The 22,869-nt window shown below is 43.9% G+C and carries 25 protein-coding genes; 10 read left to right on the plus strand and 15 right to left on the minus strand.

Going from position 1 to position 22,869, the window contains the following annotated elements; translation table 11 throughout:
• Positions 1-14 precede the first annotated feature (14 nt).
• The 7 genes from BCU75_RS06650 to BCU75_RS06680 are packed head-to-tail and all read right to left on the minus strand — an operon-like array spanning position 15 to position 5,821.
• Positions 15-1,475: an RNA polymerase factor sigma-54 gene (locus BCU75_RS06650; protein WP_076675863.1), complete on the minus strand. Its 1,461-nt coding sequence runs from the start codon at positions 1,473-1,475 to the stop codon at positions 15-17.
• 54 nt (positions 1,476-1,529) lie between these two features.
• Positions 1,530-2,255 carry an LPS export ABC transporter ATP-binding protein gene (gene lptB, locus BCU75_RS06655; protein ID WP_004735304.1) on the minus strand — a complete coding sequence of 242 codons (726 nt, stop codon included), beginning with the start codon at positions 2,253-2,255 and terminating at the stop codon, positions 1,530-1,532.
• A gap of 2 nt (positions 2,256-2,257) precedes the next feature.
• Positions 2,258-2,752 (minus strand): lipopolysaccharide transport periplasmic protein LptA, encoded by a 495-nt coding sequence (gene lptA / locus BCU75_RS06660; protein ID WP_076675862.1) that lies wholly within the window; start codon positions 2,750-2,752, stop codon positions 2,258-2,260.
• The gene (gene lptC, locus BCU75_RS06665) at positions 2,733-3,296 is read right to left on the minus strand and encodes an LPS export ABC transporter periplasmic protein LptC (RefSeq protein ID WP_102465201.1); all 564 of its coding nucleotides are present in this window, start codon (positions 3,294-3,296) and stop codon (positions 2,733-2,735) included. Before lptC ends, lptA begins: the two co-directional genes overlap by 20 nt.
• Positions 3,293-3,850: a 3-deoxy-manno-octulosonate-8-phosphatase KdsC gene (gene kdsC / locus BCU75_RS06670; RefSeq protein WP_004735307.1), complete on the minus strand. Its 558-nt coding sequence runs from the start codon at positions 3,848-3,850 to the stop codon at positions 3,293-3,295. Before kdsC ends, lptC begins: the two co-directional genes overlap by 4 nt.
• Positions 3,850-4,821 (minus strand): KpsF/GutQ family sugar-phosphate isomerase, encoded by a 972-nt coding sequence (locus tag BCU75_RS06675; RefSeq protein WP_017080888.1) that lies wholly within the window; start codon positions 4,819-4,821, stop codon positions 3,850-3,852. The genes kdsC and BCU75_RS06675 overlap by 1 nt, the downstream gene beginning before the upstream one ends.
• A 34-nt stretch (positions 4,822-4,855) precedes the next feature.
• A complete protein-coding gene (locus tag BCU75_RS06680; RefSeq protein ID WP_076675859.1) occupies positions 4,856-5,821 on the minus strand; it encodes a calcium/sodium antiporter in 966 nt (321 codons plus the stop codon).
• A 264-nt stretch (positions 5,822-6,085) separates the two neighbouring features.
• Between BCU75_RS06680 and mlaF the strand changes: the two genes are divergently transcribed.
• The 8 genes from mlaF (at position 6,086) to BCU75_RS06725 (ending at position 11,564) form a co-directional block, all read left to right on the plus strand.
• Positions 6,086-6,880, plus strand: a complete 795-nt coding sequence (gene mlaF / locus BCU75_RS06690; protein ID WP_102473307.1) for a phospholipid ABC transporter ATP-binding protein MlaF — start codon at positions 6,086-6,088, stop codon at positions 6,878-6,880.
• A gap of 1 nt (position 6,881) precedes the next feature.
• Positions 6,882-7,661: a lipid asymmetry maintenance ABC transporter permease subunit MlaE gene (mlaE, locus tag BCU75_RS06695; RefSeq protein WP_004735312.1), complete on the plus strand. Its 780-nt coding sequence runs from the start codon at positions 6,882-6,884 to the stop codon at positions 7,659-7,661.
• Positions 7,662-7,663: 2 nt separating this feature from the next.
• On the plus strand, positions 7,664-8,155 hold the full coding sequence (gene mlaD, locus BCU75_RS06700; RefSeq protein ID WP_102465198.1) for an outer membrane lipid asymmetry maintenance protein MlaD: 492 nt from the start codon (positions 7,664-7,666) through the stop codon (positions 8,153-8,155).
• 52 nt (positions 8,156-8,207) lie between these two features.
• Positions 8,208-8,837, plus strand: a complete 630-nt coding sequence (locus tag BCU75_RS06705; RefSeq protein ID WP_241903923.1) for an MlaC/ttg2D family ABC transporter substrate-binding protein — start codon at positions 8,208-8,210, stop codon at positions 8,835-8,837.
• Positions 8,837-9,145 carry an STAS domain-containing protein gene (locus tag BCU75_RS06710; RefSeq protein WP_076675853.1) on the plus strand — a complete coding sequence of 103 codons (309 nt, stop codon included), beginning with the start codon at positions 8,837-8,839 and terminating at the stop codon, positions 9,143-9,145. The genes BCU75_RS06705 and BCU75_RS06710 overlap by 1 nt, the downstream gene beginning before the upstream one ends.
• Positions 9,146-9,158: 13 nt before the next feature.
• The gene (gene ibaG / locus BCU75_RS06715; protein WP_017073431.1) at positions 9,159-9,413 is read left to right on the plus strand and encodes a BolA family iron metabolism protein IbaG; all 255 of its coding nucleotides are present in this window, start codon (positions 9,159-9,161) and stop codon (positions 9,411-9,413) included.
• Between the two features lie 8 nt (positions 9,414-9,421).
• A complete protein-coding gene (murA, locus tag BCU75_RS06720; protein ID WP_076675846.1) occupies positions 9,422-10,687 on the plus strand; it encodes a UDP-N-acetylglucosamine 1-carboxyvinyltransferase in 1,266 nt (421 codons plus the stop codon).
• A gap of 151 nt (positions 10,688-10,838) precedes the next feature.
• Positions 10,839-11,564, plus strand: coding sequence for a 1-acylglycerol-3-phosphate O-acyltransferase (locus BCU75_RS06725; protein ID WP_076675843.1), 726 nt, complete (start codon positions 10,839-10,841; stop codon positions 11,562-11,564).
• A gap of 123 nt (positions 11,565-11,687) precedes the next feature.
• Here BCU75_RS06725 and BCU75_RS06730 read toward each other — a convergent pair whose 3' ends face one another.
• The 5 genes from BCU75_RS06730 to arcA all read right to left on the minus strand — a co-directional run bounded on the left by BCU75_RS06730 (position 11,688) and on the right by arcA (position 16,285).
• On the minus strand, positions 11,688-12,077 hold the full coding sequence (locus BCU75_RS06730) for a RidA family protein (protein ID WP_004735319.1): 390 nt from the start codon (positions 12,075-12,077) through the stop codon (positions 11,688-11,690).
• A 136-nt stretch (positions 12,078-12,213) separates the two neighbouring features.
• Positions 12,214-12,675: an aspartate carbamoyltransferase regulatory subunit gene (gene pyrI, locus BCU75_RS06735; protein WP_102473309.1), complete on the minus strand. Its 462-nt coding sequence runs from the start codon at positions 12,673-12,675 to the stop codon at positions 12,214-12,216.
• A 12-nt stretch (positions 12,676-12,687) separates the two neighbouring features.
• Positions 12,688-13,617, minus strand: coding sequence for an aspartate carbamoyltransferase (gene pyrB / locus BCU75_RS06740; RefSeq protein WP_102473310.1), 930 nt, complete (start codon positions 13,615-13,617; stop codon positions 12,688-12,690).
• 286 nt (positions 13,618-13,903) lie between these two features.
• The gene (locus BCU75_RS06745; RefSeq protein WP_102473311.1) at positions 13,904-14,908 is read right to left on the minus strand and encodes an ornithine carbamoyltransferase; all 1,005 of its coding nucleotides are present in this window, start codon (positions 14,906-14,908) and stop codon (positions 13,904-13,906) included.
• Positions 14,909-15,064: 156 nt separating this feature from the next.
• Positions 15,065-16,285 (minus strand): arginine deiminase, encoded by a 1,221-nt coding sequence (gene arcA / locus BCU75_RS06750; protein WP_102340107.1) that lies wholly within the window; start codon positions 16,283-16,285, stop codon positions 15,065-15,067.
• Between the two features lie 577 nt (positions 16,286-16,862).
• Between arcA and rraB the strand changes: the two genes are divergently transcribed.
• The gene (gene rraB, locus BCU75_RS06755) at positions 16,863-17,279 is read left to right on the plus strand and encodes a ribonuclease E inhibitor RraB (protein WP_004735324.1); all 417 of its coding nucleotides are present in this window, start codon (positions 16,863-16,865) and stop codon (positions 17,277-17,279) included.
• A 124-nt stretch (positions 17,280-17,403) separates the two neighbouring features.
• A complete protein-coding gene (locus tag BCU75_RS06760; protein WP_102473312.1) occupies positions 17,404-18,201 on the plus strand; it encodes a glycosyl hydrolase 2 galactose-binding domain-containing protein in 798 nt (265 codons plus the stop codon).
• 94 nt (positions 18,202-18,295) lie between these two features.
• Here BCU75_RS06760 and BCU75_RS06765 read toward each other — a convergent pair whose 3' ends face one another.
• The 3 genes from BCU75_RS06765 to BCU75_RS06775 all read right to left on the minus strand — a co-directional run bounded on the left by BCU75_RS06765 (position 18,296) and on the right by BCU75_RS06775 (position 22,779).
• Positions 18,296-19,201 carry a bifunctional helix-turn-helix transcriptional regulator/GNAT family N-acetyltransferase gene (locus tag BCU75_RS06765; RefSeq protein WP_102473313.1) on the minus strand — a complete coding sequence of 302 codons (906 nt, stop codon included), beginning with the start codon at positions 19,199-19,201 and terminating at the stop codon, positions 18,296-18,298.
• A 79-nt stretch (positions 19,202-19,280) separates the two neighbouring features.
• Positions 19,281-19,685, minus strand: coding sequence for a DUF2061 domain-containing protein (locus tag BCU75_RS06770; protein ID WP_102473314.1), 405 nt, complete (start codon positions 19,683-19,685; stop codon positions 19,281-19,283).
• Positions 19,686-19,905: 220 nt separating this feature from the next.
• The gene (locus BCU75_RS06775; protein ID WP_102473315.1) at positions 19,906-22,779 is read right to left on the minus strand and encodes a valine--tRNA ligase; all 2,874 of its coding nucleotides are present in this window, start codon (positions 22,777-22,779) and stop codon (positions 19,906-19,908) included.
• Positions 22,780-22,869 lie beyond the last annotated feature (90 nt).

The following is a 22,869-nucleotide window of genomic DNA, read 5'->3' on the forward strand; positions in this document are numbered from 1 at the left end:
CTAACGAAACTAGCTTATAGCAGGCGTTTACGCTGACTCGATGGGGCAATGCCCAGAGACTCACGGTATTTTGCTATGGTACGTCTAGCTACCTGAATTCCTTGGTCAGCCAGTAAAGCAGCAATCTTACTGTCACTTAGAGGCTTAGCGGTATTTTCCGCTGCGACAAGCTTCTTAATGAGTGCGCGAATTGCTGTAGATGAACATTCACCGCCATTGTCAGTGCTGACATGGCTTGAGAAAAAGTATTTGAGTTCGAAGATACCACGTGGCGTGTGCATGAACTTTTGAGTCGTCACACGAGAAATCGTGGATTCATGCATATCAACGGCTAACGCAACATCATTCAGAACCATTGGCTTCATCGCTTCTTCGCCATGTTCGAAGAAATCACGCTGATGTTCAACAATGCATCGCGCAACTTTGAGTAGCGTCTCATTTCGGCTTTCTAAGCTTTTGATTAGCCATTTTGCTTCTTGCAAATTTGAGCGAATGAATTGGTTGTCTGCGCTGCTGCCCTTGCTACCAAGAGCGGCATATTGCTGATTTACTTTCAGCTTAGGGACGCTATCAGGGTTAATGGTGACTAACCACTTTCCAAGATCTTTGAATACCGTTACGTCAGGAACCACATATTCAGTCTCGTCCGGTGTAATCTTACTGCCAGGTCGAGGATCCAGTTGCTGAATCAGCTGCAGAACCTCACGTAGTTCCGCTTCTTTCAGCTTGGTTTCTTTGATGACTAATTTGTAATCGCGGTTACCGAGTTGGTCGATGTGGCTAGTAAGTACTAACTTAGCTTCGTTAAGCCAAGGGGTATCCTGGGGAAAGGTTGCCAGTTGCAGTAACAAGCAATCTTGTAGGTTCACTGAACCGACACCCAGCGGGTCAAACTGCTGAACTCGTTTGCGGACGGCTTCAATCTCATCAAGCTCTACTTCTTCGCTATCGAAGTTTTCAAGGATATCTTCACAAGATACGGTTAGGTAGCCATAGTCATCAATGGCATCAATCAGCGCGAAAGCAATGCTTCGGTCAGTTTCAGAGAATGGTGTTAGGTCGAGTTGCCAAAGTAGATAATCGTGTAGGCTTTGAGTGGTTTCGCCTTGATAAACAGGCATCTCGTCATCAATCGCAATACCAGTGTTACCTGTGTTTGCGCTGTAGACGTCTTCCCAAGTTGTGTCGATTTCTAGTTCGTTGCCAATTTCTGACTTTTCGATTAAGTCTGAGCTATCAGGTAAATCTTGCTCTGTGGCTTCAACTGTTTCTTTCTCGTCACTGCTAGGTTTCTCTTCCGATGTAGGCGTGTCTTCATTGCCTTCTTCGACATCGAGTAGTGGATTAGATTCAAGTGCTTCTTGAATCTCTTGTTGCAAATCTAAAGTAGACAATTGCAACAAACGAATCGCTTGCTGCAACTGAGGAGTCATTGCTAACTGTTGGCCTAGCTTAAGTTGTAATGAGGGTTTCATTCAGTGTGACTTACCTAGTTATTATTCTTAGAACTCTCGATACTCTCTATATAATCATAGACGGAATTGTTCGCCTAGATAAACTTGTTTAACTTGTTCGTTATTGAGAACATCTTCAGGAGTACCCTCGGCGATCAGGTGTCCTTGGCTTACGATGTAAGCTTTTTCACACACATCTAATGTTTCACGAACGTTGTGATCGGTAATCAAAACGCCCAAGCCGCGATCGCGCAGGTGGACAATGATTTTTTTGATATCGATAACTGAGATCGGGTCAACACCGGCAAAGGGTTCATCCAGTAGAATGAACTGCGGGTTTGCTGCTAGAGCACGAGCAATCTCAACACGACGTCGTTCACCACCTGACAGAGCCATACCATTACTGGTGCGGATATGTTGGATGTGGAACTCTTCCAGCAGGTCTTCCAGCTTATCTTGACGCTGTTCATTGGTCATCTCATCACGGGTTTGTAAAACGGCCATGATGTTGTTCTCAACTGACAACTTACGGAAAATCGATGCTTCTTGCGGCAGATAACCGATCCCAAGGCGAGAGCGACTATGCATAGGCAAGATACTGATGTCTCGGTCATCAATGCTGATGGTACCTTCATCACGCGCAACCAGACCAACAATCATATAGAAAGACGTGGTTTTACCCGCACCGTTAGGTCCAAGCAGACCAACGATCTGGCCTGACTCTACCTGCAAGCTTACGTCAGTAACAACTTTACGCTTGCTGTAGGTTTTCGCTAGGTTTTTTGCTTTAAGAACAGCCATCGTTACTTATTCACTTCCGTTGGTTGTAAAACCGTTGACACTCGTTTGTTTTCACCACTGTCAGCGACTAATTTTTGAGAGCCGATCTGGTAGGTGATCTTAGATCCTCGAATGATGCTGCCATCTTGAGATAGCATTGCATTCTTAGTCATGATCAGTTTGTCGGCAACAAGCTGGTAATGTAAGTCGTCAGCTTCACCGTAGAGTGTCTTCCCGTCGTCAGTCAGTTGAGAGAAGGTTGCTTGCTTACCGAAGCCTTGAATTTCTTCAATCTCACCGTTTACGGCGTTGCGGGTAACAATAACCTTATCGGCATTGATATTGATGCTGCCTTGCTTAAGGTTTACATCACCAAGGAAGGTAACTTGGTTACTTTTCATATCCAATTGCTGGCTGTCTGAGTCAATGTAGACAGGTTGCTCGCTATCCGAAGAAAGGGCATAGACATTAGGCGCCGCAAGGGTCAAAGCGAATAAACTAAGGTGTAAGAGTTTCATATCTACCTTGAACAGAATTAAAGAGGGTTGCATTGTTGGTACCGAAGTTACCTTTCATTGCTTGTCCCTCAGTTTCAAAAAATGTACCGATCATGTGGACCGGAGTCTCTGAATAAAAATCTCGGCTAGGCAGCTCAACAACCATTTTATCTGTGGTCATTGTATCGAAGCTGGCTTCTGGCAATAGGTTCTTTGCCACGACGTTGTCATAAAAAGTGACAACTTGATTCTCATCCATAATCGCGCGATCAGCGGTGACTTGCCATTCAATAGTGTGTCCTTCACGGAATACCGAAAGAACCGGGTTTTGAAAATGCGTATCGCCAACCACTGAATAATGTTCTAAATACGTCGATTCAACTTGATAGCTACGAATACCGCTTTCGTCATAGCTAATGTTGTTTAGACTTTTGCCACTAAACGCAGGCAGCTCCAAATTTGGAGCTACTTGTATTGTCGAAGTTTGCTCTTTGTCGAACAGATAATAGGTCGACCAAGAGGCAATAAATATTAGTATTAAATAGATAATACGAGTAAAACTCATATGCTTAAACCTTTATGCACGTCGAGTTCATTTCTTGCTTGTAAAATAAGGTCGCAGACTTCACGTACCGCGCCGTGACCACCGTTAATGGTTGTCACGTAATTTGCACGCTTTGCTAGCAGTGGGTGACCATCTGCTACACATACCTTCAAGCCAACTTTTTCCATCACAGGCCAGTCGATCAGATCGTCTCCGATGTAGCCCGTATTTTCAGGATTCACTGAAAGTTTATCGCAAATATCTTGATAGGCCTTAACTTTATCATCTTGACCTTGGTAAATAAGCTTAATACCGAGAGCGGTCATTCGATTCTCAACAATTTGAGATTTACGGCCAGTGATGATCGCGATTTCGATACCAGCGTTCATCAGTGACTTAATGCCATAGCCATCACGAGTGTGGAAGGTTTTCAGTTCTTCACCGTTGTTGCCCATGTAGATGCGACCATCTGAGAATACGCCATCGACATCGCAAATAAGCAATTTGATCTCTTTTGCTACGGCAAACACTTCTGAATCTACCGTGCCGTATAGAGTTTCGACTGTCTGTGTCATTACATTACTCCTGCTTTCAGTAAGTCATGCATGTTTAACGCTCCGACTAGTTTGCCTTCATGGCACAGCATTAGGCCATTGATGCTCTTAGCTTGCATCAAGTTCAAACCCTCAACCGCGAGCATGTTTGGTTCTGCTACCGTCGGATTTAGCGTCATCACGTCGCCGATCTGCGTATCATGGATATCGATGCGCTTGTCTAGGATACGGCGCAAATCACCATCAGTAAAAATACCGGCCATTAGACCGTCTTCACCCACGACTGCCGTCATCCCCAAGCCTTTTTGAGATATCTCCAAAAGAGCGTCTCGTACCAATGCTTCCGGTGCTACCACTGGGAGTGCATCGCCCGTATGCATGATATCTTCAAGCTTCAATAATAGTTGTCGACCCAAAGCGCCGCCAGGGTGGGACAAAGCAAAATCTTGCGCAGTAAAGCCTCTGGCTTGTAAAAGTGCGACGGCTAATGCATCACCCATCACTAAGGTAGCCGTTGTACTGGTTGTTGGCGCAAGACCAAGTGGACACGCTTCTTCTGGTACTGATATTTGTAAATGAATATCAGACAAAGTCGCCATGTTTGATGCTGGCTTACCTGTCATGCTGATAATCTTGATGTTCAAACGCTTCAATACCGGGAATAAGCTTAGGATTTCACCTGATTCGCCAGAGTTGGATATTGCTATCACAACATCGCCAGCCCCGATCATTCCTAAGTCACCGTGCGCAGCTTCCCCTGGGTGTACGAAGAAAGCGGATGTCCCAGTACTTGCTAGTGTTGCTGCTATTTTTTTGCCGATGTGACCAGATTTCCCCATGCCCATCACAACCACTTTTCCTTTGTTGTTTAGGATAAGGTCGCAAGCTTTGCAAAAGTCATCATTAAAATATTGGTCCAATTGAGTAAGACCTGCAACTTCGGTTTCCAAAACTTGCTTTGCAACACTGCGGTAATCGAATGACTGAGACATTAAATACTCCAAGTACGGGAAGTTAAATCAATAATTAAGCTGACATGTTCATAAGTAGGTAAGCTTGGTAGGCCACGAATGTCACTATTAGTACGCCGCCTTCAATACGATTCACACTGCGTGATTTACCTAACGCCATGACGACAAGCAGTAGCGATACGCCTAGCATTACCCAGAAGTCACGACCCATAGCAAACTCGCTTAAGACGGAAGGGTTGAGGATGCCAGGGATACCCATAACAGCAAGGATGTTGAATACGTTCGAGCCAATGATATTACCCACGGCCATATCATCCTCACCTTTCATTACGCCAGCAAGTGATGCTGCTAGCTCAGGCAGACTTGTACCAACGGCAATAATGGTTAAACCAATCACAAGGTCGCTCATGCCAAAGAACTTCGCGATAACAACCGCGTTATCAACTAATACATTGGCAGCTAAAGGCAGAATAATTAGACCAACCACTACCCACATTGCGGCTTTAAGGTTACTTACGCCTTCTGGAACCTCAGATTCTTGCTCGTCAAGGAAGGCATCGCCGTTCTTTTTCTCGCTGCGGCTGATTTGCAGCATCGCAAATAAGAATGCGGCAAAAAGAACAAACAACAACACACCTTCATAGAATCCTAAATGGTTGTCCCACAGCAAAGCGCCCGCTAGTAGAGTGACACCAATCATCAATGGTAGTTCACGGCGAATCACGCCAGAGCTAATAGATAGTGGCTTGATAAGGGCTGTAATACCTAGAATCAACGCGATGTTGGCGATGTTTGAACCGAGAACGTTACCTACAGCTGTATCTGTTTTTCCGTCAAGCGCGGCTGTTGCAGAAACCATCATTTCTGGGGCCGAAGAGCCCATTGCTAGAATTGTCATACCGATAACTAGTGGTGAGATACCGAAGTTGCGAGCAAGAGCAGCGGCACCATAGACCAGTTTATCTGCACTCCACACCAAAAAACCTAGACCGATAATGAGAAACGCAATCGCTTCAAGCATGATGATTCCTAAAAATTAATAAAAAACGGAGAATTAACCGCTAATTTTGACTTGTTGCTAGATAAAAGGGAAGTCACTCTACAAATTAATTGCCAGTTAGTGATAAAGAAATGTAGCCGAGCAAAGAATTTCTCAATGCTTTCAAATCCCTGCCATTATTTTCTGTTTTTTATAATTAATTGAACAGTGCTTTTAATTCTAAAGTAGACTCATTATTATTGCAGCCATAATTGGCGTTTTTTAAAGCAAGGAAACAACAAAAATATGTTGAACACTGAGCTTGTTAAAGTTAAGAACCTCAGCTTCTCACGCGGTGATCGCGTTATTTTTGATGACATCAGTTTAGAGGTGCCTCAAGGCAAAATAACCGCAATCATGGGCCCGTCAGGGATCGGTAAAACGACTCTACTGCGTTTGATTGGCGGACAATTACCGCCAGATGAGGGCGAAATTTGGTTTGATGGTGACAATATCCCTGCATTGTCACGTCGTAAGTTATATCAAGCCCGCAAGAAAATGAGCATGCTTTTCCAATCGGGGGCACTTTTTACTGATCTTAATGTCTTCGATAATGTGGCGTTCCCGCTGCGAGAGCACACTGAACTTAACGAAAAATTCATTCGTACCATCGTATTACTTAAGCTTGAAGCGGTAGGGTTACGAGGTGCTGCGCAATTGATGCCGAGTGAATTGTCTGGTGGGATGGCGAGACGAGCTGCACTGGCTCGTGCGATCGCATTGGATCCTGAACTTATCATGTACGATGAGCCGTTTGTTGGCCAAGACCCGATCACTATGGGCGTTTTGGTTGAGCTGATCCGTAATCTCAATCAAGCTTTGGGTTTAACCTCTATTGTTGTTTCTCACGATGTGCCTGAGGTGATGAGTATCGCTGACTGGGTTTATCTGATGGCTGATGGAAAAATCATTGCTGCTGGCACGCCTGATGAGTTGTATAGCAATAGCGACCCGAGAGTACAGCAATTTTTGCAAGGTGACGCGGATGGTCCTGTGCCGTTTAGATTTCCTGCGAAGAGCTTAAAAGAGGATTTGTTTTAATATGATTGTTAAAGCTATTGCGGGTGTCGGTAAGCGAACACTTGCGATCTGTGAGTCATTTGGTCGAGCAAGTCTGATGTTATTTGGGGCTTTGTTTGGCATTCCGAGACTAAAGAACTTCCCTTTATTCGTTAAACAACTTTATAGCGTTGGTGTTCAGTCATTAGCTATTATTTTGGTTTCGGGTCTGTTTATTGGCATGGTACTTAGCCTACAGGGTTATGTCGTATTAATTGATTACGGTGCTGAGGGTAACCTTGGGCAAATGGTTGCGCTTTCACTCTTACGCGAGTTGGGCCCTGTGGTGACTGCGTTGTTATTTGCAGGCCGCGCAGGTTCAGCGTTAACCGCTGAGATCGGCTTAATGAAAGCTACCGAGCAGATCTCTAGCCTCGAGATGATGGCCGTCGATCCTCTCAAACGCATTATTGCGCCACGCCTTTGGGCCGGGCTTATCTCAATGCCGCTGCTCGCTATGATCTTTATGGCGGTTGGGATTTGGGGCGCTCAGTTAGTTGGTGTTGATTGGAAAGGCATTGACCATGGCAGTTTTTGGTCTGCGATGCAGTCTTCCGTTGAGCTAGGTCGAGATATTGGTAACAGCACAATCAAATGTATGGTCTTTGCTATAACAGTAACTTGGATCGCACTTTTTAATGGTTACGACGCAGTGCCGACCTCAGAAGGTATTAGTCAGGCAACCACACGCACTGTAGTGCACTCTTCTCTAGCGGTATTAGGGCTAGATTTTGTTCTTACCGCATTGATGTTTGGGAATTAATCATGCAACAAACTCGAAAATTAGAATTATGGGTCGGCACTTTTGTTATTGTCGGAATTTGCGCAATCTTAATCATGATCTTTCAAGTCGCTGACGTAAAAGGCTTAGGTTCTAACCATACTTACAGTCTAAAAGCGACCTTTGATAACATTGGTAGTCTAAAAGTTCGCTCTCCAGTGAAGGTGGGTGGTGTCGTTGTCGGTCGAGTTAAAAGCATTGAGCTTGATACCGAGAGTTACCTTCCTATTGTTGAATTGTCTATTGATGCGAAGTACTCACAATTTCCAGATACCTCTAGTGCTCAAATCTTAACGTCTGGCTTAATCGGTGAGCAATACATCAGTCTAGTCCCAGGCTTCATTTTTGATGATGAAGAGATGTTGGTTGATGGTGATTCTATTGAAGACACCAAATCAGCACTAGTGCTAGAAGATTTGATTGGTCAAGTGCTGTATAGCGTTGGTGGTTCTGATGACAGCGAAGCTAAGGAATAAGATAATGTTGAAAACTATTAGTCACTTCAAAGCTATTGGTTACTTGAAATCAATGTTTATGGTAGCAATGGCTTCACTTATTTCTGCTCAAGCTTTTGCAGCAGAATCGATTGATCGCACTCAGCCTTATCAGATGATGACGCAAGTTGCTGAAGTGGCGTTTGATCGTTTAAAGAGTGAACAAAACAATATCCAAGAAGACCCTGAGTTGTTGAAGGTCATTGTTGAAGAAGAGTTGATGCCTTATGTAAATGCTCAATATGCGGCACTTAAGCTTTTAGGGCCTAACTTAAAAGGTGCGGATAGAAAAGACGTGCGTGTATTTATCGATGCATTCCGTAAATATCTCGTTTCTTCTTACGCTCAAGTACTGACTCAGTACACAGATCAGACGATTGAATTTGGTCCAGAACCAAAAATCAAAGCAGATAGTCGTATTACCAGTATTAAGGTTAGTATCATTGATACGCCGCGACCAAACATTAAGCTTGAATTTAAGCTACGCAAAGATAAGAAGTCGGGCGAGTGGAAGGCGTTTGATATGGTTGCCGAAGGTATAAGCCTGCTATCGAGCAAGCAGTCGGAGTGGAATTCTAAGATTCGTCAAGAAGGTATCTTGACTGTTGCTGATGAACTAGAGAGACTCGCAGCACAACCTATTCGTTTTGAGAGTAGTAAATAATGAGCCACTCTCAATGGCAAGCACTAAGCTCTAAAGAATATCAACTTCTCGGGGATATAGACCGAGATAGCGTCCCTGCAATCTGGCGTATATTGGAAAAGTGGCAAACGACGGAATCGAGCGTTGAAATTGACCTTAGCCATTTAAATCGGGTCGATTCAGCAGGAATGGTGATGCTAATTCACTTATTAGAGCATGCAAAAAATCAAAACTGTCATATAATGCTCAGTTTCGTGCCAGAACAATTACGAACGTTGTTCCAATTGAGCAATATCCAGCCAATGATGGCAGAACACATAAAAAATTAGGCAGGAGCTATTTGTGGACAGCACAAAAGTACAAGAATTATTGGCAGAGGCACTGAACCTTCAGGAAATTATCGTGAAGGGTGAAGGCAGTCATTACGAAGTTGTTGCGGTTGATGAATGCTTTGACGGCATGAGTCGAGTTAAGAAGCAGCAACTAATCTACGGCCCATTAGTGGAATACATTCAACGTAATGATATCCATGCTCTTTCTATTAAGGCATTCACGCCGGAAGAGTGGGAACGTGATAAGAAACTGATGTCACTTTAAGGTTTATGATGGAAAAGTTTCGAGTTATTGGATCGGACAAACCGCTAAGCGGTGAAGTGACGATCTCAGGCGCAAAAAATGCAGCGCTACCTATCTTATTTGCTTCAATCCTTGCTGAAGAGCCAGTTGAAGTAAGTAATGTTCCTCACCTACGTGACATCGATACTACGATGGAACTGCTTAAGCGTTTAGGCGCAAAAGTTTCGCGTAATGGTAGTGTTCATGTTGATGGCCGCGAAATCAACGAGTTCTGCGCGCCGTATGATTTAGTGAAAACAATGCGTGCTTCTATCTGGGCTTTAGGTCCTCTAGTGGCTCGTTTTGGTGAAGGCCAAGTGTCACTTCCTGGTGGTTGTGCAATTGGTGCTCGCCCTGTCGATTTACATATCCATGGCCTAGAACAGCTAGGTGCAACCATTGTATTGGAAGATGGTTATGTGAAGGCAAGTGTTGATGGTCGTCTGAAAGGCGCGCACATCGTGATGGATAAAGTAAGTGTGGGTGCCACCATTACTATCATGTGTGCAGCAACGCTAGCAGAAGGCACAACAGTATTAGACAACTCAGCGCGCGAGCCTGAGATTGTTGATACGGCTGACTTCTTAAACAAGCTAGGTGCTAAGATTTCTGGCGCAGGTACAGACACGATTACTATCGAAGGCGTTGAACGTCTTGGTGGTGGTCAACACTCTGTGGTTGCAGACCGCATTGAAACTGGTACTTTCCTTGTTGCAGCTGCTGTTTCTGGCGGTAAGGTGACTTGTCGCAATACTAACGCTCATCTTCTTGAAGCTGCTTTAGCGAAGCTTGAAGAAGCGGGTGCGAAAGTTGAAACTGGCGAAGACTGGATCAGTCTTGATATGACAGATCGTGAGCTGAAAGCGGTGAAAATCGTAACAGCACCTCACCCGGGTTTCCCAACCGACATGCAAGCACAGTTTACTTTGCTTAATATGATGGCGAAGGGCAGTGGCGTTATCACTGAGACTATCTTTGAAAATCGCTTTATGCACATTCCTGAATTACAGAGAATGGGTGCAAAAGCAGAAATCGAAGGTAACACGGCGATCTGTGGTGAGACTGAGAAGTTAAGCGGTGCTCAAGTAATGGCAACGGATCTTCGTGCATCTGCGAGTCTTGTTATTGCTGGTTGTATTGCTCAAGGCGAAACTATCGTTGACCGTATTTATCACATCGATCGTGGTTACGATAAGATTGAAGATAAACTTTCAGCCTTAGGCGCAAACATTACACGATTTAGTGAGTCGAACTAACTTAGGTTAGTTGATTTATGAATCAGTAAGATGAAAACATAAAAGTCGAAACCTTGGTTTCGGCTTTTTTATAGTTGTATTTACCGCAAGTGAACCTATTGCCTATTTTGTGCGAATAGATGAATCAACTTGGCGGTTGATGAGGAACAAAATGATAGCAATATTACGTATTTTCGCAGTGGCGATATTTGCGATTCTTATGTTTGTATTTGGGTGTGGTTACTGCTTACTAAGTCCACGTAACCCAAAACACGTATTTACCTTTGGCCGTTATTTTGGTCGTATGTCGAAAATCTTTGGCATGAAGTTAGAGCTTCGTATCCCAGAAGATGCTTACTCTCGTGGCCAACATGTTTATGTTGCAAACCACCAAAACAGCTGGGATCTATTCACTATTTCATCAGCGGTAACACCTAAAGTTGTGACAGTGGGTAAGAAAAGCCTAGTGTGGATGCCTCTTTTTGGTCAGCTGTACTGGTTGACGGGCAATATTCTAATTGACCGCGCTAACCGTAGCAAAGCAGTAGGCACAATTGATCAGGTTGTGACGAGTTTAAAAGAGAGCGATGTTTCGGTTTGGATGTTCCCAGAGGGCACTCGTTCTCGTGGCCGTGGTATGTTACCGTTCAAAACGGGAGCTTTCCACGCTGCAATTGGTGCGGGCTTGCCTATTATCCCTATCGTGTGCAGTTCAACAGGTGGCGTGAAGCTAAATCGTTGGAACAATGGTCATGTGATTGTTGAAATGCTGCCACCAATCAACACTGAAGACTACGATAAGTCTAATGTTCGTCAACTGGCTAACCTCGCTCGTGAGCAGATGGCTGCTAAGCTTGAAGAGTTAGACAAAGAAGTGGTTGAGCTTAATAAGAAGTAATCATATACGCGAAACGATGAACAATAAAAAAGGTTGCCAATTGGGCAACCTTTTTTGTATCTGATAAACGCTCAGCTTTATGCCAACTTGTTTACTAGAAACCGTTGTTCTATAGATTAAAATCTATTTGCGAACCGCAATAGCCTCGATCTCAATACCTACATCTTTTGGCAGACGCGCTACTTCAACACATGAACGTGCAGGGTAGTTTGCAACACCGTGCTCATCAAAGAACTTACCGTAAACTTCGTTTACTGTACCGAAGTCGTTTAGGTCTTTAACGAATACCGTTAGTTTTACGATGTCTTTTACTGTCAGGCCAGAAGCCTCAACAACGGCTTGAACATTGTCTAGAGATTGGCGAGCTTGCTCTGCGATATCAGCAGATACTTCACCAGTTGCTGGATTTACTGGGATTTGACCAGAAGTCAGTACCATGTTGCCAAGGTCAACACCTTGCACGTATGGGCCGATTGCAGCTGGAGCAGATTCTGTGTGAAGTACTTTAGTCATTGGTTTATTCCATCAGTTATTAGATAAAAATCAATTTTCAGTGTGCCTTCAAACTTTGGATAGGTAAAGGGTAAAATACCCCGCACAGGCGAGGTATTGAATAGTTTTTGCGTTCGATCGGTGTTGCCGTATGACGTTATCTTTCTGTCACGATCTCACGAGAGAATACTTTTTCGCAGTACTTACACTTCAATCGAATATCTTCTTTCTTTTCAAAGATCTTAAAGCTGCTTTCAACGGGTTCATTGTGAGTAATACAGTTGGTGTTTGGACACTCGAACACATCGTTGATTTGCTCAGGAAGTTCTAGTGGTAGCTTTTTAACCACTTCGTAATCTTCGATTTGGTTGACGGTCGCATGAGGCGCGTAAAGAGCCAGCTTGCTTGCTTGTTCTTCCGTGATAAACACATTCTCTATCTTGAGTAAGTCTTTACCGCCTAGAGCAGAAGATGGCAGGTTTAGGCCGATGGTTACTCGCTGGTTAGAGTTATGCATGTCGAACAGTTTGAGTACCTTGATCCCGATGTTTGTTGGGATATGGTCGATGACTGTTCCGTTCTTGATTGCTTCAACTTTTAATTGAGTCTCTTTAGACATGATATCTCTCCTCTACAGCGTTTCGTTAAGAACAAGGGCTAGCAATGCTTCACGTGCGTAAACACCGTTCTCTGCTTGCTGGAAGTAGTAAGCGTAAGGTGTTTTATCAACATCGATAGTAATTTCATCAACACGAGGAAGAGGGTGAAGAACCTTTAGGTTATCACGTGCATTTTCCAACATCGGAGCTGTCAGGATGTACGCTGATTTGATGTGTGCGTATTCCGATTCATCAAAACGTTCTTTTTGAACTCGAGTCATGTACAGAACATCCAACTCTGGAATCACATCTTCCATGTCTGTCAGCAGTTGGTACTTGATGCCCGCTTCATCAAGCTCTTCACAAATGTAGTCAGGCATCGCCAGTGCTTTTGGAGCAACGAAGTAGAAACAGATGTTGTCGAACTTCGCTAGCGCTTGAGTCAGCGAGTGAACCGTACGGCCGTACTTAAGGTCACCAACGAATGCAACATTGAGATTGTCTAAGCGGCCTTGTGTTTCAGCGATAGAGAATAGGTCTAACAGTGTTTGAGTTGGGTGTTGGTTTGCGCCGTCACCTGCGTTAATTACAGGTACACCATTAGAGAACTCAGAAGCCAAACGCGCTGCACCTTCTTGAGGGTGGCGCATTACGTAAGCATCAACGTATGAAGAGATAACCTGTACGGAATCCGCTAGCGTCTCGCCTTTCTTCGCCAGTGACGTGTTACCACCACTGTCGAAACCAATTACATCACCACCGATGCGTTGAATAGCCGTTTCGAAAGAGAGACGAGTTCGTGTTGAAGGTTCGAAGAAGCAGCTTGCAACAACTTTGTTCTTGATGAGTTCTGGGTTTGGTTTAGCCTTTAGCTGACCTGCCGTTTGAACAATTAATTCTAGCTCTTCACGAGAAAGCTCTGGAATTGAGATGATGTGCTTTTGATAGAGCGAATTCGCCATGATCTTCTTCCCCACAATAATGTATTGGCCATAAAAAAGCCCCCCATAATGGGAGGCTTTAAAAAAGTGCTGAAAAGCAGAATAGGCGGCCTGGCAAGCATGCTAGCTTGCGAGCAATATTTGGTGTTTTCACAATTTTATTATGTGTTTTCACAATATCATTATGTTTTATCACAACATTGCTTGGCGTCATTTTCACTACTCTCAGACAAATTGCCGAGAATTATACGCTTTCAAATTGTGAGCGCAAGCGATTACATCAAGCTTTGTTTACTTTCAGTTTTCGCTATTGACCCAGTGTCGCAACCATTACCGCCTTGATGGTGTGCATGCGATTCTCTGCTTCATCAAACACAATTGAGTAGTTGGACTCAAATACTTCGTCTGTTACTTCCAAGCCGTTCATTCCATATTTGTCTGCAACTTGCTGGCCGATCACGGTTTCATTGTTGTGGAAAGCTGGCAGGCAATGCATGAACTTCACTTGAGGGTTACCTGTGAGCTTTATGACATCCATATTCACTTGGTAAGGTGTCATCACAGCCACGCGTTCGTCCCAAGCTTCGGGCGCTTCACCCATAGAAACCCAAACATCGGTGTAAAGGAAATCACAGCCTTTCACGCCTTCGGCAACGTATTCTGTCAGCGTGATTTTGGCACCTGTACTTTGCGCGATAGCTTGGCACTCTTCAACGAGCTGTTCTTCTGGCCAGAACGCTTTAGGCGCGACAAGGCGAATATCCATACCCATTTTCGCTGCACCTACTAACAGAGAGTTCCCCATGTTGTTACGTGCATCTCCTAGGTAAGCAAAACTGATTTGATGCAGATGTTTACCGCGACCATGTTCGAGCATTGTGAGGAAATCAGCCAAGATCTGAGTTGGATGGAACTCATTGGTTAGACCATTCCAAACCGGTACACCGGCATAAGCGCCAAGATCTTCGACAATGCTTTGGCCAAACCCTCGGTATTCAATGCCATCGTACATGCGACCTAATACACGCGCGGTATCTTTCATTGATTCTTTTTGACCAATCTGAGAACCAGAAGGGCCTAAATAAGAGACTTGAGCTCCTTGATCAAAAGCAGCTACCTCAAAGGCACATCGAGTTCGAGTTGATGCTTTTTCAAAGATCAAAGCGATGTTTTTACCGTTAAGCTTTTTCTGCTCTGTACCTGCATACTTAGCTTTTTTAAGGTCAGCAGACAGGTCGAGTAAAAACTGAATCTCTTTAGGAGTAAAGTCGAGAAGTTTTAGAAAGTTACGATTGCGAAGATTAAATGCCATCTCTCGCTCCTTGGGTATATAGAATCAATGAAGAACTCAGTTAAACATAAAAATGCTATATTTGTGAATATTTATTTTATTTATTTGATAAAAAAGGCCAGTACAATGGTACTGGCCTAGATAAGTTAATGTGTTCGCTTTATTGAACTACTTGAGTTAAATACCGTCTCTTTCGATAGGACAGCTCATGCAACGAGCGCCACCACGACCGCGACCCAGTTCATTGCCTGGAATTGTCAGAACTTCGATGCCTGCTTTGTCGTATTTCTCATTGGTGTAAACATTACGTTCATAACCGATAACCGTACCCGGTTTCACCGTCAGTACGTTGTTAGCGTCATTCCACTGTTCACGTTCAGCTTCGTAGTTATCACCACCAGTTGTGATGATCTTCAATTGATCGATATCCAGTGCGCCTTCAATCGCTGTTAGGTAGTTTTCAGCTTTCTCTACTCGCATTTCGCCATTTTCTTTCGGCGTTAAGCGCCAGGTGTCTAAGTCTTTGCGAACGATCTCTGGATAGACTGAGAATGTGTCGATATCCATGTGCGTCATGACCGTATCAAGGTGCATACAAGAGCGGTGCTTCGGTAAATCAATCGCAATCACTTCTTTAGCTTGACCGGACTTGAATAAACTCGCGGCTAGGTTTTCGACACCTTGTGGTTTAGTACGCTCTGAAATACCGATAAGAACAGCGCCTTTACCGATAACCAGTACATCTCCACCTTCAATATTGGCGTTGTCGTAATGAAGATCTTCATCACCGAAGTACTTAATGAAATCTTGCCCAGCGAAAACAGGGTGCCAGCGATATATTGCTCGCAAGTGATTCGTTTCTCGTTGGCGAGCAGGCATCATCATAGGGTTAAGAGAGACACCGCCATAAACCCAGCAAGAAGTATCGCGGGTAAATAGATGGTTAGGTAGCGGCTCAATAACGAAATCAAGTGGGCGATGCATCTTTGGTAGCATTGAAGACGATTTAATAGGAAGCTCAGAGTAGGCTAAACCACCAAGTAGGATCGTAGCCAAGTGCTCATTGTCCATTTGAGCAAGGTACTCTCTTAAATCACGTGCGAATGTAGGGCCGTAACGGAAATCAGAGATTTGAGTATTAAGCAGCCACTCACGAGCTTGAGCTACAGCGAGTGTCTCAACCAGTAGGTCATGCAGTAATAACACTTCAACGTCTTGGTTACGAAGTGTTGTCGCAAAGGCATCGTGTTCTTCACCTGCTGCTTCTACTGCAAGTACATCATCAAAGAGTAGCTCATGACAGTTAGAAGGGGTGAGGTGGGTGAGTGCCCTTTCAGGCCTATTTAGGAGAACTCGTCTTAATTGACCGACTTCGGAGCCAACGTACAGCTTACTCATTTTGCATCCTTACTATTAATCCAGCGTCTATTTATGACAAGCTTGTTCGTAATATGCAAGTTTTGAAACTTGTGTAAAGGTTATGTTATTTTGATATTTTTGGTTTTAAATGCTGAGTTGTTTGGGATTGTTAATATTAAAATCCAACCGAAAGGCAGAGTTCTGGAACAAACTTTTTGCGGATCTATGCTCCAATTTCAGTGATTTGATAATCCACTTTGCTTGGTGAACGTGATTTTTCATTCAAAATTTATGCAGTTACTTACTTATAAGTGAGGTTTTATGCATCGATGAAGTGATCGGCAGTATGCATCTGATATGACTAACCACTCAATTTTGAAGGAGTAAGGCTAAAAGTAACAATAAAAATGAAATGCTAAAACACACGATGGTTAATAATATGTTGAAAATTTGTTTCTGTGATTTTGATTTCACTTTTTAATTGATATCCCTTCTGTTATCTAGCGATAAACTTACTCTTCTACACTTGATCTAGGTGGCTTTTCTGGGCGATCCGTGCCATATTTCGTGGCAATCAAATTTGATCTTTTCATAGTCAACACTCTGGAGCAGACACATGTCTCACGAAGATGAATATCTATCAGTAGCGGAATTAATTGAATTTCAAAAAGGAGAGACTCGCGACATCATTGAAGCACTAATCGAAGATGGTAGCGATCCTGAAGCTCTATACGATATCGAGCATCACCTATTCGCTGAAGATTTCGCAGTACTTGAGAAAGCCGTTGTTGAAGCATTCAAAATGGGCTTTGAAGTGCTTGAAGCTGAAGAGACAGAAGACGAAGATGGCAACAAGCTACTTTGTTGTGATGCAACGATGCAGTGTACTCTGAACGCAGAAGCGATTGATGAGCAAGTTGAAAAGCTTGTAAATCTTGCAGAGAAGTTTGACATTATCTACGACGGTTGGGGCACTTACTACGAAGGTGAAGATGCTATCTACCCTGACGAAGATGATGAAGACGAAGAGTAATCTCTCCCAGTTTTAAAAAATGCCAGCCTTGAGCTGGCATTTTTTTATCCTCAGAAAAATAAATGTCTTTATATGCATTCATTCATTATAATGCGGTCAAAATTGATCTAGCTCAAGGAATGACATGCGGCTACCTCTCGATGGTCTTTGGCAAATTTCGCCACTGACGGATCTCTCTATCCCACAAGATGACATTACCTTTCCTGCTCCATTAAGCTCAAAGCTCCCTAATAGCTTGAGTGAAGAGGAAATCGCAGAGCAAGAATGGCACCTGATGCATGACATCGAAGTGGATGATGCCATGTTAGCGTGCCCATTTGTTGAGCTAGTCGTCGCAGGCGTTGACTACTTTGCCGAAGTGCGACTCAATGGCGTTGCCATGTTTGACTGTGATGGCAGCGAAGCCGAATATCGTAAAGACATCCGTCCTTATATGCAGCCTGGTCGAAATCGTTTTGAGATCCTTTTCCTTGAAGAAGAGGAGAGCCTGTTGCTTGAAGAGGATATGGATGACTTTATCCCTTCTCAGGTCGTCGCTAAATCAGATTCTCGTATCGGAATCTGGCAAGCTCCATATTTGCAGTTCGTTCGTAACGTCAAGCTTGAGCAAGTCGTCACCGAGCAAATCTGGCATCACGGTGGTGGCTGTGAGTTTAAAGTAGATGTTATCTATCAAACGCTAAAGCCGGGGTTAATATCGGCATCAATCAAGTTTAATGGTATGACTCTCGTGATGCCGATTGATGTGCGAGCAGAACATACGGGTGTTGTGTTTCAGGTTGAGGCTCCAATGGTATTTAACCTTGATAAGCCCAATCCTAAGCATTTATATCAGTTAGAAGTGGAACTCGATGGGCAAAAAGAGAGTTCTTTCGTAGCCTTGAATCCAGCCTCTTGCGTGAGTAACTTTTTGCGTAACTAGCGGTTATTCAATTAGTCTTTTACGCAATAAATCAATTTGCTCATTCGCCTGTCATCTAATGAACTACAGACGCTCACCCTATTTCAAAAACACATTATAGCGTTTTGGCCATGACAACCTCACAAGCGTCATGGCCTGTTTCTCCCCAAGCTGAATCAAGGTGTTCAAAGCCCAACTTTTCGTAAAGTTTAACGGCGGCATTAAGGCATTCGGTCGTTTCTAGATACATATGTTGATAGCCCAGTTCCTTAGCTTTCTCCATCGACATATTAACCAACTTCTTCGCTAAGCCTTTGCCTCTGGTTTCTGGCAAGAAGTACATCTTTTGCAGTTCACAGACTTCGGGCATACCGGCTAGTGGTGCAAATCCACCACCACCAACAACCTTTCCATCAAGTTCAATTACCCAATACTGAGATCTTTCATTGTTATAAACACTGAACATGTCTTCTAAGGTGGGATCAGCCACACCATAACCTTTATCTTCGGTTAGCCCGTTTTCATAAGAGACTTGGCGAATCACATTGGCCACTACGTTGTTGTCCTGTTGTTGTAGGGGACGAACCAACACATCACTTGAAGCGTGGCATTGTTGCAGTGCTTTAAGGTAGTGCTTAATTCCTCCCAAAACTTGTTGAGTTTCCGCTTCCGTTAAACGCTCAAGTACCGAGTCATAAAACTGATTCTGTTGACTGTGAAGCTGGGCAAGAGTGTTTATCCCTTGCTCAGTTACTGAAGCAACAACACTGCGCTTATCGTTGGGGTGTGGCGAGGTTTGGATTAACGAGTTCTTCGCTAGATTATTGACTGCTCTACTGGCGTTGGACTTATCAATATTGAGCTTATCCGCTAATTGATTCACGGTTAATGGCTGCTGTTCTAGTTCGATCAGTGTATGAGCTTGAATCGGAGGTAGGGCAATATCACCACAATCTTTGTCGAGCATTCCAAGTTGTCGAACGAGCTGACGTGATAATTCTCTAAGTTGTGCTGAATTCATACTACCTCTTAATATGGTTGCGATGTACAACTATAATTTATTTGCGAATCGCAACTATGTCAACAGTGAACTATCTAGGTTAAGCATGTTGGTGTAAACAAAACTGTGGTTGTGCTGCTTTGCTTTCTGCTTTTCGTAACCACACCTTCTCATGGAAATAGTAAGCCACAGTATTCAAAGCGGGTTCTAACGTTGCCATCACACCACCAACAAAGGCGTCGCCAGTCAATAAGTAGACAACGGTAAAGGCAACACAAAAGTGGATAGTAGCGAAGCTTGCTGTTTTTAATTTAGTCATCCACTGACGAGCTTTAAGCGCTGGAACTTGAGCCCATGCTTTTTCATGAAAATAGAAAGCAACAGTATTCACAGAGGGCTCAATCATGGCGATTAAGCTACCAATTAAGATGTCGCCTGTTAGTACGTAAGCGACACTAAATGCGATAGTAAAATGTAATGCAGCAAAAGTTAGTGTCTTTTTCATGATAATTACTCAGTCGTTGTGTTGTTTCGATAGAGTCATTATTGAGAATTATTATCATTAAATCTAATGGGAAGTAGAGATTAATTTGATAGATGAAACCTATCAATAAATAAGTGACTGACGACAAGGCATGGAGTGAGAGGCATAAAAAAAGGTTGGTCACGAAGACCAACCTTTTTATTTAGAGCGAGAAGTTCGAAGCCTTCTCGTTCACTCAGCTTTAAAGCGCAGCGATTGTCGCTTTTTGCTCTTCAAGCTTAACAAGAGTTTCTTGGTAGCCTTCAAGCTTTTCACGCTCTTTCGCGATAACCGCTTCTGGTGCTTTAGCAACAAAACCTTCGTTACCTAGCTTACCTTCGATACGCTTAATTTCACCGTGAGTCTTCGCTACTTCTTTATCTAGACGAGCAAGCTCAGCATCTTTGTCGATAAGACCCGCCATTGGGATCATCAGCTCAGATTTGCCAACCAGTTTGGTTGCACAAGCTGGAGTTGCTTCGCCGTCTGCTAGAACTTTAATATCGTCTAGCTTAGCGAGAGAAGTAAGAACGATCTTGTTTGCTTCGATACGAGCGGCATCTTTCTCATCAGCGACTTTGATCATTACTTCTAAGCCTTGGCTTGGGGCAATGTCGTATTCCGCACGTAGGTTACGGATAGCTGTGATGAAAGTTTTAACCCACTCGATATCGTCAACGATCTCAGCATTGAAGTTAGCTTCATTAAACTGAGGAAGCGCTTGAGTCATGATGGTCTCGCCTTCAACGCCATCTACTAGCGGCTTAACGCTTTGCCAGATAGATTCAGTGATGTAAGGAAGAACAGGGTGCGCAAGACGCAGAGTTTTCTCAAGAACCGTAATAAGCGTGTAACGAGTCGCTTGTTGTTGAGCTTCAGTACCTTTCCAAAGAACAGGTTTAGTTAGCTCTAGATACCAGTCACAGAATTGGTTCCAGATGAATTCGTAAAGCGTGTTTGCCGCCATGTCTAGACGGTAGTTGTCTAGGTGAGCGTTAAACTCTTTCGCTGCAACTTCAAACTGAGATTCAATCCACTTGTCTGCTAGAGAGAATTCCATGTTTGCACGTTCTTCAACAGACAGTGACATGCCACAATCATGCTCTTCTGTGTTCATCAGTACGTAACGGCTTGCGTTCCATAGCTTGTTACAGAAGTTACGGTAGCCTTCAAGACGCTTCATGTCCCAGTTGATGTCACGGCCAGTTGAAGCCATAGCAGCAAGAGTGAAACGCAGTGCATCCGTACCGTATGGTTCGATACCATCTTCGAAAGTTTTACGTGTTGCTTTTTCGATCTTAGCAGCCAGTTTAGGTTGCATCATGTTGCCACAACGCTTTTCTACTAGTTCTTCAAGGCCGATGCCGTCAATCATATCGATTGGATCAAGTACGTTACCTTTCGACTTAGACATCTTGTCGCCGTTTTCATCACGGATAAGACCCGTCATGTAAACGGTTTTGAAAGGTACTTGAGCCTTGCCATCTTCATCTTTCACGAAGTGCATAGTCATCATGATCATACGAGCAACCCAGAAGAAGATAATATCAAAACCAGATACTAGTACTTCTGTTGGGTGGAATGTTTTCATTGCTTCAGTATCTTCAGGCCAGCCTTGTGTGCCGAACGTCCAAAGTGCAGAAGAGAACCATGTATCAAGAACGTCGTTGTCTTGCTTAAGAACAATAACCGGTGAAAGGTTGTTCTTTTCACGAACTTCTTCTTCAGTGCGACCTACGTAAACTTTACCATCGTTGTCGTACCATGCTGGGATACGGTGGCCCCACCAAAGTTGACGAGAGATACACCAGTCTTGCACGTCACGCATCCACGCGAAGTACATGTTTTCATATTGCTTAGGTACGAATTGGATTTCACCATCTTCAACGGCTTTAACAGCAGGCGCAGCAAGAGGAGCTGTGCGCACGTACCATTGGTCAGTCAGCATTGGTTCGATAACCACACCACCACGGTCACCGTAAGGAACGGTTAGATCGTGATCTTTGATTTCTTCCAGTAAGCCTAGTTCTTCAAATTCAGCAACCGTTGCACGACGAGCAGCAAAACGTTCCATACCTTGGTATTTAGCAGGAAGCTCTGTTGAGTACACATCGCTCTCTTCACCGTTAGTTGTGAAGATTTCAGCCGCATCACGGATATCACCGTTGAACGTTAGGATGTTGATCATTGGTAGGCTATGGCGCTTGCCCACTTCGTAATCGTTAAAGTCATGAGCTGGCGTGATTTTCACACAACCCGTGCCTTTATCCATGTCAGCGTGCTCATCACCTACGATAGGGATAAGACGATTTACGATAGGAAGCAGGATTTCTTTACCGATAAGATCTTTGTAGCGAGGATCTTCTGGGTTAACCGCAACGCCTGTATCACCAAGCATGGTTTCAGGACGCGTAGTCGCAACGACAATGTAGTCTTTGCCATCAGCCGTTTTAACACCGTTCGCTAATGGGTAGCGGAAGTGCCACATGAAACCTTTTTTGTCTTTGTTTTCAACTTCAAGATCAGAAATTGCTGTGTGCAGTTTAGGATCCCAGTTTACTAGACGTTTACCACGGTAGATTAGGTCTTCTTCGTATAGACGAACAAACACTTCTTGAGTCGCAGCCGATAGGCCGTCATCCATAGTGAATCGCTCACGATCCCAGTCTACAGATGCACCAAGACGACGAAGTTGTTGAGTGATCGTGCCACCTGATTCGCCTTTCCATTCCCAGATCTTGTCGATGAAAGCTTCACGGCCGTAGTCGTGTTTTGTTTTGCCTTCTTCAGCGGCGATCTTACGCTCAACAACCATTTGAGTGGCGATACCAGCGTGGTCAGTACCCACTTGCCAAAGCGTGTTTTTGCCTTTCATACGTTGAGCACGGATTAGCGTATCCATGATCGTATCTTGGAACGCGTGACCCATGTGTAGGCTGCCAGTGACGTTCGGTGGCGGGATCATGATGCTGTAAGCTTCTTTTGATGTGTCACCGTGTGGCTTAAAGTAGCCTTTCTCTTCCCAAGTCTTATACAGAGCTTGTTCGATTGATGTTGGGTTGTATGTCTTTTCCATAGTGCTCTTATAACGGATACTGTGAATGGTTAATCGTGGTCAAACTTCATAAGTGAAGCTTCTTGAATCTAAATCCAAAGATAGCTTTAA

The organism is Vibrio splendidus, from assembly GCF_002873455.1.
GTDB lineage: Bacteria > Pseudomonadota > Gammaproteobacteria > Enterobacterales > Vibrionaceae > Vibrio > Vibrio splendidus_J.

Coding starts and splice junctions, on each gene's coding strand:
- BCU75_RS06650 (WP_076675863.1), bottom strand. CDS start 1,475: ATGAAACCCTCATTACAACTTAAGCTAGGCCAACAGTTAGCAATGACT.
- lptB (WP_004735304.1), bottom strand. CDS start 2,255: ATGGCTGTTCTTAAAGCAAAAAACCTAGCGAAAACCTACAGCAAGCGT.
- lptA (WP_076675862.1), bottom strand. CDS start 2,752: ATGAAACTCTTACACCTTAGTTTATTCGCTTTGACCCTTGCGGCGCCT.
- lptC (WP_102465201.1), bottom strand. CDS start 3,296: ATGAGTTTTACTCGTATTATCTATTTAATACTAATATTTATTGCCTCT.
- kdsC (WP_004735307.1), bottom strand. CDS start 3,850: ATGACACAGACAGTCGAAACTCTATACGGCACGGTAGATTCAGAAGTG.
- BCU75_RS06675 (WP_017080888.1), bottom strand. CDS start 4,821: ATGTCTCAGTCATTCGATTACCGCAGTGTTGCAAAGCAAGTTTTGGAA.
- BCU75_RS06680 (WP_076675859.1), bottom strand. CDS start 5,821: ATGCTTGAAGCGATTGCGTTTCTCATTATCGGTCTAGGTTTTTTGGTG.
- mlaF (WP_102473307.1), top strand. CDS start 6,086: ATGTTGAACACTGAGCTTGTTAAAGTTAAGAACCTCAGCTTCTCACGC.
- mlaE (WP_004735312.1), top strand. CDS start 6,882: ATGATTGTTAAAGCTATTGCGGGTGTCGGTAAGCGAACACTTGCGATC.
- mlaD (WP_102465198.1), top strand. CDS start 7,664: ATGCAACAAACTCGAAAATTAGAATTATGGGTCGGCACTTTTGTTATT.
- BCU75_RS06705 (WP_241903923.1), top strand. CDS start 8,208: ATGTTTATGGTAGCAATGGCTTCACTTATTTCTGCTCAAGCTTTTGCA.
- BCU75_RS06710 (WP_076675853.1), top strand. CDS start 8,837: ATGAGCCACTCTCAATGGCAAGCACTAAGCTCTAAAGAATATCAACTT.
- murA (WP_076675846.1), top strand. CDS start 9,422: ATGGAAAAGTTTCGAGTTATTGGATCGGACAAACCGCTAAGCGGTGAA.
- BCU75_RS06725 (WP_076675843.1), top strand. CDS start 10,839: ATGATAGCAATATTACGTATTTTCGCAGTGGCGATATTTGCGATTCTT.
- BCU75_RS06730 (WP_004735319.1), bottom strand. CDS start 12,077: ATGACTAAAGTACTTCACACAGAATCTGCTCCAGCTGCAATCGGCCCA.
- pyrI (WP_102473309.1), bottom strand. CDS start 12,675: ATGTCTAAAGAGACTCAATTAAAAGTTGAAGCAATCAAGAACGGAACA.
- pyrB (WP_102473310.1), bottom strand. CDS start 13,617: ATGGCGAATTCGCTCTATCAAAAGCACATCATCTCAATTCCAGAGCTT.
- BCU75_RS06745 (WP_102473311.1), bottom strand. CDS start 14,908: ATGGCATTTAATCTTCGCAATCGTAACTTTCTAAAACTTCTCGACTTT.
- arcA (WP_102340107.1), bottom strand. CDS start 16,285: ATGAGTAAGCTGTACGTTGGCTCCGAAGTCGGTCAATTAAGACGAGTT.
- rraB (WP_004735324.1), top strand. CDS start 16,863: ATGTCTCACGAAGATGAATATCTATCAGTAGCGGAATTAATTGAATTT.
- BCU75_RS06760 (WP_102473312.1), top strand. CDS start 17,404: ATGCGGCTACCTCTCGATGGTCTTTGGCAAATTTCGCCACTGACGGAT.
- BCU75_RS06765 (WP_102473313.1), bottom strand. CDS start 19,201: ATGAATTCAGCACAACTTAGAGAATTATCACGTCAGCTCGTTCGACAA.
- BCU75_RS06770 (WP_102473314.1), bottom strand. CDS start 19,685: ATGAAAAAGACACTAACTTTTGCTGCATTACATTTTACTATCGCATTT.
- BCU75_RS06775 (WP_102473315.1), bottom strand. CDS start 22,779: ATGGAAAAGACATACAACCCAACATCAATCGAACAAGCTCTGTATAAG.